The sequence below is a fragment of the Providencia rettgeri genome (genome assembly GCF_001874625.1).
In the GTDB taxonomy this organism is placed as follows: Bacteria; Pseudomonadota; Gammaproteobacteria; order Enterobacterales; family Enterobacteriaceae; genus Providencia; species Providencia huashanensis.
On record NZ_CP017671.1, the window covers coordinates 1,718,733 to 1,734,415 of the forward strand.

Consider the following 15,683-nt stretch of genomic DNA (forward strand, 5'->3'; position numbering starts at 1 on the left):
CCGCTAAGCTAACACTCGGTAGGAATCTAGCCTGTCCTTGGGCTGATTTCATTGCATTACCCATCGGTCATTAACCCAACTGGCAGGGCTGTCTTCAATATTTACAATCCAATCGGCTGAAGATAGCGATAAAGTTAACTGCGAAAGTGCTTCAAGCCAATACTCGATTGATTCCATTAATATAGCTTCGTCTTCTAAAGGCAGTTTCGTTGAGCCTTCTAAAATAAACCCCTGAGACAACTCTTCATAAAAGTTTAGAGTTTCAGCTTCATTTTTGTATGGAAAGGATTGATTTAACTTATTCACCAGATTGTTAAATGAGTCTTTTTCGGTGGTTGTTAATAGGGAGTTCCTAGTTGCTGAATAATAGATTGATACGCCCATGGCTAAGGCCTCACTGTAAGAGAGTTAGAAATAGCGAATAATAATAGGGTAGTTATAAGCAATAAAATAAGAGTTAGCTTAATTAAGTAAGATTGCTGTAGATAGCCCGTCCTTGGGCTTGCTATCCAGATCACACATTACGCCTCTTGATTGAGGTTTTTTCGCTTCCTTGATAATATCAATAAATCTTAAGTTAAATTTATGGTGGTGTATGAGAAAGGGAATTCTTCTATCTTTTATTTTTGTGATTTTGCTTTCAGGTTGTAGCTACGTGACTGATAAGTATTATTTGAATAGTGAATAGCCACCAATTCAGTAGACACTCACTAATTTTCCTTTATACCGTTTTTCATACTCGACAGGCGACTGTTGATTATTGGAACCGTGCCTGCGTTTAACGTTGTAGAACATTTCGATATACTCAAAAATATCAATTTAGCTGGCATCATTTTCAGTTATCCACACTATATATATTATTAACCATTCAAGCTCTCCTTTAGGTTGAAGAGTTGATTTTATTGTTATGGCTGGGCAATTAAAATATGGGGTTCATGGTGTACTTACGTTTTGGGTTACACGTAATTTGTATTTATCAATATTCATGCTTACCTCTGGATGTGAGAAACCATTACTTATCGATTGATAACAATTATTTATTCTGTTTAAATGATTGCATTCTGATTTGTATAGGTGTTATTTATGGAAGCTTCATTTGTTGCTATTCAATTTTTCGGGCAATTATTCCCTACACATCCTTTCACGTTAGCTGAAAGTGTTGGAAAAGCGGTTTCCATTATTATGTTTATACATTAGTGTTGGTGCGGTGGGTTACTTGTGCTTGATAGCGTTTTGATTTTTGGCTGTCATCACAACCATTCTAGTGAGCTTATCGAGGGCATTTTTACGGCTCCCAGCGTTAACAGCCTGAGTGATTTGTCGGTTTATATCTTTATTAATGCCTTTTAATTTTTCCTGAACGGGCCTCTTTCACGTGCTTGTCCGTTAGCCATGTGATTAGTCTTGCTCCATTTCCATAACCTTCATTAAAGTTTCCATTATCACTGACTTTCTTTTCTAAAAGATTTGCGTTCTATTATCCATCTACCAAAACCTCATGAAGAAATAGATAGGGCGTTTAGTGATATGCCACAAGTATGACAAGTGACCATAATAAATATATATTGTCAGGCTAATAAAGAATATAGAGAGATTGATAATGAATACTTTGGATAAATTAAAAACTAAATACCCAAATGCATCGGTATGGTCATTCGGTGATAGCCCCGAACTTGCTGATGAGTTAGTTGCTCTTGTAGTTAATGGGCGTAAAACAGCGTCATGTAGTTCATTGAAATCCTATTTATCTGAAGATTTAATTAAAATTGGTGGCATCAATATTATCCTTAATGGGGCTAAAGAGCCTAAGTGTGTGATACGGACAACAGCATTAAAACTAATTAAGTTTAATGAAGTTACTGAAGAGTTTGCGAGGAAAGAAGGTGAGGGTGATTTAAGCTTAGATTTTTGGAGAGCGGGTCATAAGGACTTTTTTACTCGAGAAGGCTGTTTTTCTGATGATATGGAGCTAGTTGCTGAAGAGTTTGAGCTAATTGAAGTCATTTAAAAAACTTACAAGGCCCGCTTACAGTGGGTTTTTATTGGATGGAATATAAAATAAACATATTTATCCTATGCGCCGTAAACCCTGGTCATTAAACTTCTCTTATAAAGCTAGTTATTTAATGGTTAGTATAATAAAGTTTGCTATCTCTAAATATTTGTGGTCTAATTCGTTCACTGGTTTGGAAGTACAGGCCTATTTATGCTAGTCAGTTTTAAGATGTTCACCATTAAGCGCTATCTCAGATACCTCTTCATTGCGAATTCCTTCTAATTAATTCCCATAAGTAAAAATACCAAACAAACCGCACATATGCCTTATGGCAAAATTAAAAAATTAAAGGAAATTCTATGTCTAATACAATGACTGGTTCAGTAAAATGGTTTAACGATGATAAAGGTTTTGGTTTTATTACTCCTGCTGATGGCAGTAAAGATGTGTTTGTTCACTTCTCTGCAATCCAGAGCGATAACTTCAAATCTTTAGCTGAAGGCCAACAAGTTTCATTTACCATTGAAAATGGTATGAAAGGTCCAGCTGCTGCAAATGTAGTTGCGCTTTAAGGGCACAATAAAAATTTATTTTTATTTTAAATGTCCTTGCTGTAGCGGCTCACAATATCGGACTTCACAGTTTGATATTTCAGTAAGTAATCCACATGGTGCAAAATGTATTTTTTGCAAAAGTGCGATGAAAGCTCAAGCTAATTAGCGGCCAGTTAGGTCAATATTTAAAACCTCGCCAAGTGCGGGGTTTTTTGACATTAATAGGTTAGGTTTTTACGATAACCTATTATATGGCGATTAAATTCCAATAATATATATGAATGATCTTCAGATAATTAATAAAATAATAACCCTATTCATATTATAAAGGCTACATTAAGTAGCCTTTAGTGACGCTAATTCAGCCTGCCTTGGGTCACTATTGAGCCGCTCTCTGTATCGCTTCGCCTCCGGCCTCGACATCTTCACCGACGCCTTTGGTGGTATTACAGGCTGTTAAAGAGAATATAACCGCGATTGAGCATACGAATAAACTGATCTTTTTTAACATATCTTCTTCCTCTCGTTGTAAAAAAACACAAGTCATCAGATAGTGCTTGTTTAATTATAGCAGAATATCAACAGTGTCATTTTTCGCTTATTTTGCCGATGTAAATAAATGAGTATTTCAGGAAATAAAAAGAACCCTGCAATTGGGTTAAGGGATCGCAGGGTATCAAGGTTTAAATACACTAGACTGTCTTATTAGTATGCTATCGAGAGTAATTTATTGCTTGGTTCTATGTACTCAGTGTTTTTAACGTTCTTCAGCTGAGAATATTAATGTATAACCATGGTTAAAAAATAACCAGAATAATTTTGTAAAGGTTTGAGCTAACGTTGCTTGGTCATTTATCCTTTACGCGAGTTTTATCTATGTCACCTAATCACTCAATTAATGTAATTGCCTGATGAGTACGCGTTTTTATTGCTCTGGATGGTTATAAAGAGTACATTTTGAGCCTGTATTTCATTCATGGTTATTTGATGTGCTAACTAAGATTTTGCGTTTCTTATGTGTTCTATTATTGGTATTGCTTGCATTTGTATTTGGCGTTTCTCTGAATGTGAGTAAAAACCCGAGCGTTATTGACGGCGCAAAAGCGATGGTTGCTGATTTTATGTATCAACCTCAAGCGGCTAGTTTTAAAAATGTCACGTTTTATTCAAACGGCACTAGCATGAAAAATAAAGTGATTGGTCATGTCTGCGGCGAAGTTTTTACTTTTAAGGATGGGAGCCCTTATAAATATAAACGGTTTATCGTCCAAGTGGCCGCAAGTAAGCAGGGCTCATGCGTGTATTCTTTTCCATTATTTGATTTTGAAGGTGAAATAATGTCAGAGAATGACTTTCAAAAGAGATGGGGTGATAGTTGTGAATAAGATTACGGCTAAAAAAATTAATTTTGTCCAATGTGAAGTGTTCCATCGGGTTTGCTTAGGTTAACGATTATATCAAGAAAAAAATGGCTCCGAGTAGGAGCCGAAAGGAATGTATTAAATGAGATTAACATTGGTGTTCACTATACCGCTTCTTTAGTTAGCTTATGAATACATAGTTAAAAATATGTTTCTTTTTGTAAGTTTTTAACAGCAAGAGTAACGTTATCAAAGTTAACTAGACTATATTCTTAAAAATAATTAATAAAATTCAATAAGTAATCTAGAAAGTGAGAGCTGTATTTATCTGTAGATTAGGCACTTATCGGTATTCTAGTTGTATAACCCTATTTCCAAAGCATCAAGGTATTTATTGGTTTTAATTTGCATTTTTACTGATCTAACATGGTTGCAGTGAGTTGATGAGGGCAAAACATGAAGAGAGACGAGGTCATTGATTATATACAGAGCCATTATGGTGTAGCTCCTGAACACCCATGGGCTAAGCTGCCTAAATACCTTGTTTTTCGGCATACAAACAACTCAAAGTGGTTTGCTGTTATGATGAGTATTCCAGCAAATAAATTATATGAAGGTGGAGGGGGTAAGATAATTGACATTATAAACCTGAAAGCTGCCCCTGAATTAGTTGGTTCTTTAAGGCTAATTAAAGGTGTTTACCCTGCATACCATATGAACAAGGAGCACTGGGTGACGGTACATCTGAATAGTGATTTTAATAAGCACGAACTTACCTTGTTGATCGATGAAAGTTATAAACTAACCTATAAATAGCGGGTTGGTTTGTAAACTTGTTACTGTATTTTTTCTTTAGCGTTATGGTATCCAGTTGTTAGTATCATTTACTACTTTCAAACGATAGAACACTAAAAAGGCATGATGATGAAAAAAATTTTAGTCGCAATGGCTTTTACAGCCTTATTAGTTGGTTGTGATAGCAAGCCTGATGCTCCATTTGGCTTAACTTGGGGGCAGTCAATGGAAAGTATCAACTTTGTTAAAGATGGTAACTGTGAAACGAAAGAAAATATCACAACTTGTAAGTTTGAAAATCAGAAGCCTTTTAATCAATGGTCCTATTCAAATGAACTCACCTTTGATAAAGGAGCGCTGGTCAAAGTTATTTCTACATTCGCGGGGATTGATGGGCGTAATCCCAGTTTCCAGAATTTTAATGAAAAGCTGAATATTGAAGCTGATTTTCTGCAAAAAAATGGTTTCAATGCAGACCTCATCACTAAGATAAAGCAAAATTGCCAAAACAGTGAGGCTTGCGATAAAACAAGTGAGAGGTTCACAACACCTATAGGTAACATTAGTATTTGGCTGACAACTAAATCAACACACAACCCCATTGGGGTTGTAACATTCACACCTTAATACTTTGGGTTATATTAAAAATAACTTGATTGGTCGTTATTTATAATAAATTTAATTTAAATATAAGCGGCATATGGTTATTAAATTAGTAAACTAATGTTATTAATTGGCAGTTAAAGCATTAATGGTTATTAATTAAGGCAGATTAATCTTAATTATGAAATATTGAAAAATGCCCCCAATGGATATTGGGGTGTTTTTTCTCAAAGTCATAATCTTTTTTAGTCAAAAAAAGAGTCTTAATCTGATTTTTAATTGCTTCATTAATAATATTTAGTTTATTTAATATTTTGATTTAAGTAGGGTTACTTAGTGGGAATTGTTGGTAATTCCTAATTAAATCATTATGTTAAGTGTTGCTGTTATACCTGTTTAATGTAATATTGAATTTGTTTGAAATTCCCTTGGTTATATTTATGTTTAAACCGCCTGAGTGGCGGTTTTTTTTTACCATTTATCCGATATCCAAAGCCCACTCTTTTTCATCGCAAAACCAAAAAGTATGCCAACAAGTAATGATTGAATGGTAATTAACCATGCGCCTTGTGTTGCAAAAATAGTGCATGTCCCCACAAAGGTACCGGGTATATAAGCTAGCCACTGTTTTTTGGCTTGAATACACATAAAAAAAGCAACTAAGCCTGTAATAAAATAACCCACATAACTGGGTAGATGTTGAATATAATGGCCACTATTGAGGATCACTAACCCCCAAATAACGCCACTACTAACCGTTAAAGCAGTAATACCAAGCCCTTTAACGCCATCTTTTGGATAAGCAAAATAAGCTGTACAGCCAAGAAAACCAGCCCAGCTAATTAACCCTAAAGAGTCTGCGACCCAAGCCCAAATACCAGAGAGAATGGCGGTGGTTAACGAAAGACAAAATAGTAATTTCACAATATGCACTTTAAGTTATGTAGAGTATATCTCTAGGTTGTATGGCTCTAAGTTGATTCGATTCAGCTTTGTGTTCTTTTTAATAGCCTGATGCTGTTAATGGGTATAGCACCAAGTTAACTTATTAATAATAAGGTGATTATTGCTTGAATGAGGAGGATGCCCCTTGTAAAGGCGAGCATTGTATAGAGATAAATAAAGCGTTGCAATTTGTATCCGCGATTATTTACGCTTAGATCAATTGCAATCGATTACATCGCACAATGGTGTAAAATATCAGCTTAGCTTAAAGGGGATAGTGCTGCGATAAGTGAACCAATATTGATAGGGTGTAAACAGGACGATGTATAGAATGACACTTTTTGCCAATTTTTGATGCAGTTTGTTAAATAACATGGTATTTTTCTGTCAAATTTCACTATACTTTGTTTTTTCAGGGAATTTTAACTCAATTTGTTCACTTTCTTTATCATTAATAGGGTGTTGAATAAATTGCGTTCAATCTAGATGTCATTTTTTGCATATTGTTAGTAAATAAAAAAGCCGATAATGTTTTTTATACTTATTCTTTTAAAAATAGCTAAATAACTTAATGTGTCAGCCTATTTAACTCTTAATATCTATTTTTACTATATTTATTAAGTGTTTGTGGCCGTCATTGTGGTCATATAGCAACTTTAGCTGAGCAATAGATTTAATTATTGAGAATAAAGACTGAATTAATAGGATTTAAACCATGGCAGTAAGAGAAATTATTGAAATCCCTGATGAGAGACTGCGTATTAAATGCAGCCCTGTGACGGATTTCGCCGCAGTTCAAACCTTAATTGACGATTTAATCGATACCATGTACAGCACTGATAATGGAATTGGCCTTGCTGCAACCCAAATTGCTGAAACCAAGTCGATTATGGTGATAGATATTTCAGAAAACCGCGACCAACTAATGGTGTTTGTGAACCCTGAAATTGTGGAAAGTGAAGGGGAAACTAGCTACCAAGAAGGGTGTTTGTCAGTCCCTGAAATTTATGCGGATGTAGCGCGTTTTCTGCGTGTTAAAGTTAAAGCATTCGATAGGCATGGCAAAGCGTTTGAAGTCGATACTGATGAGTTCTTGGCGATTGTGATGCAGCATGAAATTGACCACTTACACGGCAAAGTGTTCCTCGACCACCTATCACCACTAAAACGTAATATGCTATTGAAAAAGCTGAAAAAACAACAGCGTTTAAAACAGCAACAATAGTCGTTTTTGGTATTTATATCCGAAATGGCGTGTCAGGTCTAATGGCCTGACACACGGACTGGTTTTTATTCCATGGGGCGAATGACAATCGGGGTATCTGGCTCATCAAATTGGCCGTAGCTATTATTGAGTACCCGTTTTTGGTCTAATTGTTTCATTTCTTTGCTTAAGAAATTTAAATGCTGCTGTAAATATTCTTTAGTAATACGTTCATTTTCAATAATTTTATGCAATAACTGAATAAATTCTTCAGTGATTGGTTGTTGTTGTTCGAACGCTTGGGTCAACTGGGTGAGGTTTTCCACCGCAAGGACATATTCTGTCTCGCGGGAGACTAATGTCTCCCATTCCCCGGATTGCGCTAAGGCAACTAACTCTTCACTCAATACTAAGACATTACGGTATATTTCATGTAAATCGATAGGATTTTTATTGTCCACCTGATTATCTTTCATCCACATTTGCACCGATTTGCTGCCATGCAGAAGCGATATCGGAGAGTAATTGGTAAACTTCTTGGACATAAGCCACGTTGTTTTCGAGGTTGGCGCGAAGTAACTGCATTGTCATATACTCATACAAGCTTGCTAAGTTTTCAGCAAGCTCGCCGCCAGCCTCATAATTTAACGACTGCTTTAACCCTGTGTCAATGATGTCGATAGCTTTTGAGATTTCTTTACCTTTTTCTGCCACCTTACCCTGCTGCATAAAAATCTCCCCGCGTTTTAGGGCACTAAGCGCCCCTTTAAACAGAATCTGGATCAATTGGTATGGGGTCGCATTGGTAATTTCACTTTCCAAATCAACCTGCTGATAGGTTTGCTGTGCGTGTCTTTGATACATGTTTTTAACCTAAAAGTATTAGCCTAATAATCGGCCTAATGAATTACTGGTGCTGTTAAGTGACGTCATCATTTTGTCGAGGTTTTGGAATTGACGACGGTACATGTCCATGGTGTTTTCGATTTGTTTATTAGTCTGCTCAATACGTTTGTCTAAGCTTTTCTTTTTCTTTTGAATACCATCGGTAGCGTTGTGTAACGTGCCTTCTTTGCTGTCTAAAGTATCTTTTAAGTAGTTAAAGTTTTCTGTCCCAAAACCAGTTTCTTTACCGTCTCCAGCAAAAAATACTTTGACGCTCGATGGGTTTTCTTTGAGGACTTTATCCAGCACTTTATTATCGATTTCTAAGGTACCATCCAGCTTTTGCTTAATGCCCATTTTGCTTAGAGTATCGATGTCTCCACTGGCTTGTGGCATGCGAACTTGGGTGCGTAAGGTGCTTTGGATCATGCGTAAAGTGGAATCACCAATTAATGGTCCGTTGCTTTTATCCGGTGCTGTGCCTTTTTCTGTAGGGGTATATTTGGTGAGTTCTTTCGCTAAAGTTTGGAATTCATTATAGGCATCCACCCACGCTTTAATTTTACCTTTGGCGGGTTCGATATCTTCCGAAACAATCAGATGGTCGGCTTTACCGTCTTCGCTTTCTTTTTTCAGCGTTAAGGTTAAACCAGGAAATAAATCTTTGGCTTCATTGGTTTGTGACTCTAATTTGAAACCATCAATTTCCAGTAATGCGGTTTGTGGTGGAACTTTTTGCTCCATACCAATGGTATCGGCATTTTTTAAGGTGACAACCCCATTCTCATCTATCACAGACTCAACATTCAGGATGTCAGCTAGTTTGTCATCGCCTTCCACATTGATGCTAATACGGTTTTCACTGCCTTCTTTTTTAGAGGTCACGACAAGGTGGTAGATATTGTCTTTGTCTTTAATAACCGATGCCGAAACGCCTTTATCGGTTTTATTGATGGCGTCTGCAATTTCAATCAGTGAAGTGTGTTCGTTATCCAGTTTGATAACGATTTTATCTTTATCTTCTTTTTGTGATGGTTGGGTGATGGTAATAGTACGTTCTTTAGCACCGTTACCGAGTAATTCTTTATTATCTTTTTGACCTTTAGTGGCGATAGTTTGTGCTTTTGCTAAACGTTCTACGGTAACATCATGTACACCTGCTACCGCTTTACCGTCAGTTTTCACATCAAAGGCTTTATATTCGCCATTGACTTTGGTGGTACTGATATCGCCGTATTTCTTTAAGTCTTCCGCAGCTTTCTTTAGTTTTTCTAAGGACGATTGCATTTTGCCAAAGGCACTGATTTGTGCGTCATAGCTGGCTTTTTGTGTCGTCAGTGGTTCCAAACGACGGCGTTCCATCGCTTCGAGTTGATCCATTTGCACATTTAAATCTAAGTTTGACCCGATACCGAGTGTAGATATTCCTGCCATGTTTTCTCCTACGCTATGTCGGCGACATAAATCTTGAATATAAAAACTATTTAGACTGTTATCGGCGAAATGGAGCAAAATTTTAGACTATTCTGAAAAAGAGTGATGGCAAGAACTGAGAAGATAAAAGTAGGTAATTATTACTATTGGAATTAAATAATAAGAAAATTAATAAAAAAATTTGTTTGCTAAAAAATTAAGGGCTAAAAAGCGGGTTATAAAGCCATTTCTGCTCGTGAGAAGAAAAATTTTCACTAAAAAGCCTAAAGGGGACTTTTTTGTAGCCGATAACCTAGTTGCTGACGAAATTCATCAAGTTAAGCATTTTGGCTTAACGCATTAATTTGAATAATAAGGATCACATCATGGCACAAGTTATCAACACTAACATTCTGTCTCTGACTACTCAGAACAACTTAAACCGTTCACAAGGCGTATTAGGTACGGCAATTGAGCGTTTATCTTCTGGCTCACGTATCAACAGCGCTAAAGACGATGCGGCTGGCCAAGCAATTGCTAACCGTTTCACAGCTAACGTGAAAGGTTTAACCCAAGCTGCACGTAATGCCAACGACGGTATCTCTATTGCACAAACGGCGGAAGGCGCAGTTAACGAAATCAACGATAACTTACAACGTATTCGTGAGCTGACGGTTCAAGCACGTAATGGAACTAACTCAGATTCAGATAAACAGTCAATTAAAGATGAAGTAGATCTGCGCATGAAAGAAATTAACCGTATCTCTGAACAAACTCAGTTTAACGGTGTAAAAGTACTGCAAAGCGATTCTACAATGAAAATTCAAGTGGGTGCTAATGATAGTGAAACTATTGGTATTGACTTGAAAAAAATTGATAGTGATGTATTAAAAATTTCTAATTTAGACCCTACTAAATCTGGGATTGTTGGAGAGAAAATAACCAAGATTGACACGGAAGGAGCACCGGAAGTTAAGTTTACAAAGTCAGGTACTAAAGATAAATTGACCGAGGAAGTTGGTGGTAAGTGGGTGTACACTGCTGATGATGACTCAAAATATGAAGTGACAGCAAAAGACTTTGATAAAGATGGTAAGTTTATTAAAGGAACACTTACCGCTGATGCATCATTAACAAATAATGGTACTGCTGTTGACATAATTTCAGCTAAGACTGAAAAATCAACAGTTACTTTAAACTTAGATGAAGGTGATGAGTTATTTCAACAGTTGGATAAAAAAACAGGCAAAGCTAGTGATGATACTTTCCTTCTGAAAAGAGATGGCAAATTTTTTGAAGTAAAAAAATCGGATATTAGTGATACTGGTGTAGTGGATGCAACTAAACTAGAAGATGGCAAAGAAATAACTAATATGACAATCAATGATTCACCGCTAGCTGCTATTGATGAAGCACTAAAAACTGTGGATTCGTTCCGTTCTTCTTTAGGTGCTATCCAAAACCGTATGCAGTCTACTATCAACAATCTGAACAACTCAGTTAACAACTTAAGTGCTGCTCGTAGCCGTATTCAAGACGCTGACTTCGCGACAGAAGTTTCTAACATGAGCCGTGGTCAAATCCTGCAACAAGCAGGTACTGCAGTGTTAGCACAAGCTAACCAAGTTCCACAAGGTGTTTTAAGTCTGTTACGTTAATTCGTAATTGGTGGATGATATTGAAGGCCAGCGATGCTGGCCTTTTCTTTGCCCGTCATATTAGCCGTCATATTTCGCACCATAGCGTTGTTGGCTTCATAAGTTCATCCGAATCACGTACCTATGTACGCTCATCGGGATATCTTCACTTGCCGCCTACCTGCAGCCCAAATTATTTAAATCCCTGTCATCCTTTAAGCCGTAGGGGTGTTGGCTGCGTTCAGCTACTCGAATCACGTACTTATGTACGTTCATCGAGATATCTTCACTTGCCGCCTACCTACAACTTAAATTATTTAAGGGATTCAATTTGTTTTTTTAAAGCTAAAAGGAAAATACAATCAAACCCCAAAGATAACCTCCTTTAAATCAAAAATTGCTTCTCAACAAAACCACCACTCTCACTTGTATTGTCAGTAAAATTCCCTAAAAATTGTGTTAAAACAATAATTAACATTGTAATCATTCAAATTTTACCTATTTAGGATAAGGCAAATAAAGCCCTATTTATTGCCTTACTCTACGGATTGAATTCAAATCCAACACTGATAATGAGTACCTTTTATAAAGCTTGAAGGGTGATTCAGGTTGTGAGTGATTTGTATACTGCCGAAGGTGTGATCAATAAAAATAGCCTATGGGAGCGTTATTACCCTCTAATACGCCATGAAGCCCTGAAACTGCAAGTCAGACTACCTGCCAGTGTTGATATTGACGACTTAATTCAAGCGGGGGGCATTGGTTTATTGCATGCATTGGAACGTTTCGATGTTACCCAAGGGGCGTCGTTTGCCACCTATGCGGTGCAACGTATTCGAGGTTCGATGCTCGATGAGCTGCGTAGCCGTGATTGGGTGCCGCGCAGTGTGCGCCGCCAAGCGCGTGAAATGACCAAAGCTATTGGTGCGTTGGAGCAATCGTTAGGGCGCAGTGCTACCGAGCCGGAAATCGCCAAAGCACTGAATATCGACCTTGCGGAGTATCGTCAAGCATTATTAGATACGAATAATAGCCAGTTGTTTTCTTATGATGAGTGGCATGAGGTTCACGGGGAAAGCTGTGAGCCGCAAATGGATGAAGATGATGGCGGCAACCCATTGAGTTTGTTATTGGATTCCAGTTTACGCGACCAAATTGCAGCGGCTATTGAGCAATTGCCTGAGCGTGAGAAAATGGTGCTAACGCTGTATTACCAAGAAGAACTGAATTTAAAAGAGATTGGTGCGGTGTTGGATGTGGGGGAGTCTAGGGTGAGTCAACTTCATAGTCAGGCCGTGAAACGACTCCGTGGCCGCCTTAAGTGATGCCCCTCGATGCTCGTCATACTTCGTATTGTGGGGGTGTCGACTGCGCTCGGCTACTCGGGTCACATACTTGTGTATGCTCCCCGAGATATCCTCACTGGTCTTCTACCCACAACACGAATTATTTAGAGCATCCGCATAGGGTGAATTTTTAATAAACCCTAAATTGAAACTGTTTTTTTAGATATTCCCTGAGTTTTCGATACTTGTGTATGCTCCCCGAGATATCCTCACTGGTTTATATAATCTATTTATCATTCCCCATCTGTTAATTTAGCCAAAAAACTCTCTGCTGTGGTGTGCCACGCTCTTGGGGATTGAGTAAACCCCAGTCTTAGGTACTCGGTGAGGTTACTGTCGGTCGAAAAAAATAAAAGGTTGCATTCAGAAGGCAGTTCTTCAGCGGCAAGGCGCATTAAATGACGGTCGATACCGTGCTTTTGATAATTGGTATCTATGGCAAGCTCACAGATATAGCAGCAAGAACTAAAATCGGTGACCGCTCTTACAAAACCCACAACTTGCTCTTCATCCCATGCACTAATTAATAAGTCCGCATTATTTAGCATTGCATCTAATTTGGTTAGGTTATCGGTAGGTACGGTTTCTTTAAATGATGACTGATGGATTAAGCGAATAAAATCCTCAATGTTAATGGCAAAATTCATTTTATAGGTCAATCGGTTGGCGATGGCATCCATAAATTCCCCTTGCAAGACGTGAGCTCTCTTATAGGTTTAGCTCTAAATAGCGAAAATTTCCTGTTTTTGTGGGATGTTATCGATTTGCATCTTCATTATTTGCCAATATATTTAATATTTATCATTGTTCTACTATTCCAATTGCCATATAAATGTCTTAAGTTAAATTCAAGGTAAGTCGTTATGTTTAGCCCATTTAAGTAGTAAGGCTAAACACCATATGAATTCTATTCAACAGATAAGTGAACGAGATATGACTATGGAACTAAAGGATTATTACAGCATCATGGGTGTAAAACGCACCGATGATTTAAAAACCATTAAGACCGCGTATCGCCGTTTAGCGCGAAAATATCACCCCGACGTCAGTAAAGAATCGGATGCCGAAGCCCGCTTTAAGGAGATAGCAGAAGCGTGGGCGGTATTAAGTGACAAAGAAAAACGCGCCGAATACGATGAAATGTGGGAACATCGAAATGACCCTTATTTTAATCAAAGGCACCAAGGTCAACAAAGCCAAGGCTATTCCCAACAAGGGTTTGATGCGGGGGGCTTTGATGATATTTTTTCATCGATGTTTTCCCAACGCGCACGCGGCGGCAGTACAAGGCAAGCACGCAGCCATCGTGGCCATGACTTAGAGGTTGAATTAGCCGTTTTCCTTGAAGAAAGCCAAGAGTCACATAAACGCACTATCAGTTATAACTTACCGGTCTACAACGCTTTTGGTTTTATCGAAAATGAAATCCCTAAAACACTCAATGTGACCATCCCTGCGGGGGTAATTGATGGGCAACGCATTCGCTTAAAAGGGCAAGGGACCGCGGGAGAAAATGGCGGTGAAAACGGTGACTTATGGATAACCATCCGTATTGCGCCACACCCCTTATTCGATATTAAAGGCTATGACCTAGAAGTGGTTGTGCCATTAGCCCCTTGGGAGGCGGCGCTCGGAACTAAAGTTACTATACCAACCTTAAAGGACCCGATTGTTATTACGGTTCCCGCCAATAGCCAAGCGGGGCAAAAATTGCGACTTAAAGGTAAAGGGCTGAAACATAAAGATAGTGCAGGGGATTTATACGCCATTATAAAAATTGTAATGCCCGATAGTAATGATGCGGAATCGAAAGCATTGTGGCAGAAGTTGGCGGAGGCTCAAACGCATTTTGACCCACGTAAAAATTGGGGAGGTAAATAATGGAACAGTTAACTACATTAACCGTTATTGATTTCTGCTTTCATACGGGGATTGCTGAAGATGAATTACAGGAAATCGTCGGGCTTGGGATTGTACAACCTATTGAAATTAGAGATGAATGGTTATTTGACGACCAAGCCGTGGTGGTCGTGAGAAGGGCGGTACGCCTTTATCATGAATTAGAGATTGACTGGCCGGGCATCGCAATGGCAATGAGCCTGATGGACCAAAATGAAAGGCTACGGCGCGAAAATGAGATGTTGCGTTTACAGTTGCAGCGTTTTATTGGTTAGGTTTCTGATAATTTAATGACTATTGAGCTTTTTATATAGAGTCTGTTTCATTTTGGCCTTATGCATTGAATTAAAGTATAGGGCCAATTCACTCAATATCTATAAAAATTTAATTGTATTGTGAACGATATAAGAGGCTTTTATGTTAACTACTGATTGGCGACCTGAATGGGGGAATATTTATTCATGGGTTGCAATGGATAAAAACGGTTATTTAGCATTTATGCTGAATAATTGCTGGGGATGGTTACCCAAAGTGTATATCAACATACCTAATATTAGTGAGTTATATGTTGATTTAATAGAGTTTATATATTGTGAATCGGCTAAATATGAAAATAGCATACAGAAAAATGGTGGTTTTTCAGTTGATCTATTTTCCTATTGGAGATACAAGCATTATTCCCAAGAAACTGTTTTTACCAGTTATAAAAATTGCTTAGATGAAGGTAATAAACTGACAGATGCTTATCTTGCAACACAAAAGGGAATATTTGTATTTGAAGGCATTGAAGGCTATAACCAAGGGGAAGACTTTCCTGTGGGCTATGATGGTGAAACAAAAATGGGAGATTATTTTCGCCATTTAGTGCCAACGATTTATGCGACAATATCAGATATACCTATCCCTCTAAGGCAATACATTGTCGTTTCTGATACTTTAGATTTTACCAAAGATAGATTGTTAGATAATGACAAAATCAGCGAATATTTTACTCGAATGTATTCTATCTAAGCCGTTAGCAAAAAGCCCTTACCATCCAGTAAGG

The 15,683-nt window shown here is 37.8% G+C and carries 18 protein-coding genes and 2 pseudogenes; 12 read left to right on the forward strand and 8 right to left on the reverse strand.

Translation table 11 applies throughout. From position 1 onward, the window contains the following. Nucleotides 1-48: 48 nt before the first annotated feature. The gene (locus RB151_RS07625) at nt 49-384 is read right to left on the reverse strand and encodes a hypothetical protein (RefSeq protein ID WP_042844228.1); all 336 of its coding nucleotides are present in this window, start codon (nt 382-384) and stop codon (nt 49-51) included. Between the two features lie 312 nt (nt 385-696). Next, nucleotides 697-816 (reverse strand): annotated as a pseudogene (locus RB151_RS07630) (IS3 family transposase); the annotation flags it as partial. A gap of 784 nt (nt 817-1,600) precedes the next feature. On the opposite strand from RB151_RS07630, the gene RB151_RS07635 reads away from it, so the two are divergent. The 3 genes and pseudogenes from RB151_RS07635 to RB151_RS23610 form a co-directional block, all read left to right on the forward strand. Further along, nucleotides 1,601-2,008: an ASCH domain-containing protein gene (locus tag RB151_RS07635; protein ID WP_042844226.1), complete on the forward strand. Its 408-nt coding sequence runs from the start codon at nt 1,601-1,603 to the stop codon at nt 2,006-2,008. 347 nt (nt 2,009-2,355) lie between these two features. Beyond that, nucleotides 2,356-2,568, forward strand: coding sequence for a transcription antiterminator/RNA stability regulator CspE (gene cspE / locus RB151_RS07640; RefSeq protein ID WP_042844225.1), 213 nt, complete (start codon nt 2,356-2,358; stop codon nt 2,566-2,568). Nucleotides 2,569-2,575: 7 nt separating this feature from the next. Then, a pseudogene (locus tag RB151_RS23610) lies at nt 2,576-2,698 on the forward strand (cold-shock protein); the annotation flags it as partial. A 231-nt stretch (nt 2,699-2,929) separates the two neighbouring features. Here RB151_RS23610 and RB151_RS07645 read toward each other — a convergent pair. Then, nucleotides 2,930-3,061 (reverse strand): entericidin A/B family lipoprotein, encoded by a 132-nt coding sequence (locus tag RB151_RS07645; RefSeq protein WP_048606810.1) that lies wholly within the window; start codon nt 3,059-3,061, stop codon nt 2,930-2,932. A 478-nt stretch (nt 3,062-3,539) separates the two neighbouring features. Between RB151_RS07645 and RB151_RS07650 the strand changes: the two genes are divergently transcribed. The 3 genes from RB151_RS07650 to RB151_RS07660 all read left to right on the forward strand — a co-directional run bounded on the left by RB151_RS07650 (nt 3,540) and on the right by RB151_RS07660 (nt 5,333). Beyond that, complete coding sequence (locus RB151_RS07650) at nt 3,540-3,935, forward strand: hypothetical protein (RefSeq protein ID WP_042844223.1); 396 nt, start codon at nt 3,540-3,542, stop codon at nt 3,933-3,935. 432 nt (nt 3,936-4,367) lie between these two features. Further along, nucleotides 4,368-4,727, forward strand: coding sequence for an MmcQ/YjbR family DNA-binding protein (locus RB151_RS07655; protein WP_071547939.1), 360 nt, complete (start codon nt 4,368-4,370; stop codon nt 4,725-4,727). Between the two features lie 102 nt (nt 4,728-4,829). After that, complete coding sequence (locus RB151_RS07660; RefSeq protein ID WP_158516016.1) at nt 4,830-5,333, forward strand: hypothetical protein; 504 nt, start codon at nt 4,830-4,832, stop codon at nt 5,331-5,333. A gap of 447 nt (nt 5,334-5,780) precedes the next feature. On the opposite strand, the gene RB151_RS07665 is transcribed toward RB151_RS07660, so the two are convergent. After that, nucleotides 5,781-6,233 carry a DUF1097 domain-containing protein gene (locus RB151_RS07665; RefSeq protein ID WP_042844220.1) on the reverse strand — a complete coding sequence of 151 codons (453 nt, stop codon included), beginning with the start codon at nt 6,231-6,233 and terminating at the stop codon, nt 5,781-5,783. Between the two features lie 736 nt (nt 6,234-6,969). Between RB151_RS07665 and def the strand changes: the two genes are divergently transcribed. Further along, nucleotides 6,970-7,479 carry a peptide deformylase gene (gene def, locus RB151_RS07670; RefSeq protein ID WP_071547940.1) on the forward strand — a complete coding sequence of 170 codons (510 nt, stop codon included), beginning with the start codon at nt 6,970-6,972 and terminating at the stop codon, nt 7,477-7,479. A 65-nt stretch (nt 7,480-7,544) separates the two neighbouring features. On the opposite strand, the gene fliT is transcribed toward def, so the two are convergent. Genes fliT through fliD form a run of 3 tightly spaced genes read right to left on the reverse strand, consistent with a single transcriptional unit; the run spans nt 7,545 to nt 9,777 of the window. Further along, nucleotides 7,545-7,934: a flagellar protein FliT gene (gene fliT, locus RB151_RS07675; protein WP_042844217.1), complete on the reverse strand. Its 390-nt coding sequence runs from the start codon at nt 7,932-7,934 to the stop codon at nt 7,545-7,547. Further along, entirely contained in the window at nt 7,924-8,322 is a 399-nt protein-coding gene (fliS, locus tag RB151_RS07680; protein ID WP_048606814.1) for a flagellar export chaperone FliS, read from the reverse strand. Before fliS ends, fliT begins: the two co-directional genes overlap by 11 nt. 18 nt (nt 8,323-8,340) lie before the next feature. After that, on the reverse strand, nt 8,341-9,777 hold the full coding sequence (gene fliD, locus RB151_RS07685) for a flagellar filament capping protein FliD (RefSeq protein ID WP_042844215.1): 1,437 nt from the start codon (nt 9,775-9,777) through the stop codon (nt 8,341-8,343). 365 nt (nt 9,778-10,142) lie between these two features. Between fliD and RB151_RS07690 the strand changes: the two genes are divergently transcribed. Together RB151_RS07690 and RB151_RS07695 are read left to right on the forward strand one after the other, a co-directional pair. Beyond that, the gene (locus RB151_RS07690; RefSeq protein WP_071547941.1) at nt 10,143-11,414 is read left to right on the forward strand and encodes a FliC/FljB family flagellin; all 1,272 of its coding nucleotides are present in this window, start codon (nt 10,143-10,145) and stop codon (nt 11,412-11,414) included. A 590-nt stretch (nt 11,415-12,004) separates the two neighbouring features. Then, nucleotides 12,005-12,718 carry an RNA polymerase sigma factor FliA gene (locus RB151_RS07695; RefSeq protein ID WP_042844212.1) on the forward strand — a complete coding sequence of 238 codons (714 nt, stop codon included), beginning with the start codon at nt 12,005-12,007 and terminating at the stop codon, nt 12,716-12,718. Nucleotides 12,719-12,972: 254 nt separating this feature from the next. On the opposite strand, the gene RB151_RS07700 is transcribed toward RB151_RS07695, so the two are convergent. Further along, nucleotides 12,973-13,419 (reverse strand): GNAT family N-acetyltransferase, encoded by a 447-nt coding sequence (locus RB151_RS07700; protein ID WP_048606897.1) that lies wholly within the window; start codon nt 13,417-13,419, stop codon nt 12,973-12,975. Nucleotides 13,420-13,678: 259 nt separating this feature from the next. Between RB151_RS07700 and cbpA the strand changes: the two genes are divergently transcribed. The 3 genes from cbpA (at nt 13,679) to RB151_RS07715 (ending at nt 15,649) form a co-directional block, all read left to right on the forward strand. Further along, a complete protein-coding gene (cbpA, locus tag RB151_RS07705; protein ID WP_071548837.1) occupies nt 13,679-14,620 on the forward strand; it encodes a curved DNA-binding protein in 942 nt (313 codons plus the stop codon). Further along, nucleotides 14,620-14,913, forward strand: coding sequence for a chaperone modulator CbpM (locus RB151_RS07710; protein WP_042844210.1), 294 nt, complete (start codon nt 14,620-14,622; stop codon nt 14,911-14,913). Before cbpA ends, RB151_RS07710 begins: the two co-directional genes overlap by 1 nt. 142 nt (nt 14,914-15,055) lie before the next feature. Beyond that, nucleotides 15,056-15,649 (forward strand): hypothetical protein, encoded by a 594-nt coding sequence (locus RB151_RS07715; protein WP_042844209.1) that lies wholly within the window; start codon nt 15,056-15,058, stop codon nt 15,647-15,649. Nucleotides 15,650-15,683: the final 34 nt, after the last annotated feature.

Bases quoted from the DNA above. Each gene is read 5' to 3' on its own strand.
- RB151_RS07625 (WP_042844228.1), bottom strand. From the start codon at position 384: ATGGGCGTATCAATCTATTATTCAGCAACTAGGAACTCCCTATTAACA.
- RB151_RS07635 (WP_042844226.1), top strand. From the start codon at position 1,601: ATGAATACTTTGGATAAATTAAAAACTAAATACCCAAATGCATCGGTA.
- cspE (WP_042844225.1), top strand. From the start codon at position 2,356: ATGTCTAATACAATGACTGGTTCAGTAAAATGGTTTAACGATGATAAA.
- RB151_RS07645 (WP_048606810.1), bottom strand. From the start codon at position 3,061: ATGTTAAAAAAGATCAGTTTATTCGTATGCTCAATCGCGGTTATATTC.
- RB151_RS07655 (WP_071547939.1), top strand. From the start codon at position 4,368: ATGAAGAGAGACGAGGTCATTGATTATATACAGAGCCATTATGGTGTA.
- RB151_RS07660 (WP_158516016.1), top strand. From the start codon at position 4,830: ATGATGATGAAAAAAATTTTAGTCGCAATGGCTTTTACAGCCTTATTA.
- def (WP_071547940.1), top strand. From the start codon at position 6,970: ATGGCAGTAAGAGAAATTATTGAAATCCCTGATGAGAGACTGCGTATT.
- fliT (WP_042844217.1), bottom strand. From the start codon at position 7,934: ATGAAAGATAATCAGGTGGACAATAAAAATCCTATCGATTTACATGAA.
- fliS (WP_048606814.1), bottom strand. From the start codon at position 8,322: ATGTATCAAAGACACGCACAGCAAACCTATCAGCAGGTTGATTTGGAA.
- fliD (WP_042844215.1), bottom strand. From the start codon at position 9,777: ATGGCAGGAATATCTACACTCGGTATCGGGTCAAACTTAGATTTAAAT.
- RB151_RS07690 (WP_071547941.1), top strand. From the start codon at position 10,143: ATGGCACAAGTTATCAACACTAACATTCTGTCTCTGACTACTCAGAAC.
- RB151_RS07700 (WP_048606897.1), bottom strand. From the start codon at position 13,419: ATGGATGCCATCGCCAACCGATTGACCTATAAAATGAATTTTGCCATT.
- cbpA (WP_071548837.1), top strand. From the start codon at position 13,679: ATGGAACTAAAGGATTATTACAGCATCATGGGTGTAAAACGCACCGAT.
- RB151_RS07710 (WP_042844210.1), top strand. From the start codon at position 14,620: ATGGAACAGTTAACTACATTAACCGTTATTGATTTCTGCTTTCATACG.
- RB151_RS07715 (WP_042844209.1), top strand. From the start codon at position 15,056: ATGTTAACTACTGATTGGCGACCTGAATGGGGGAATATTTATTCATGG.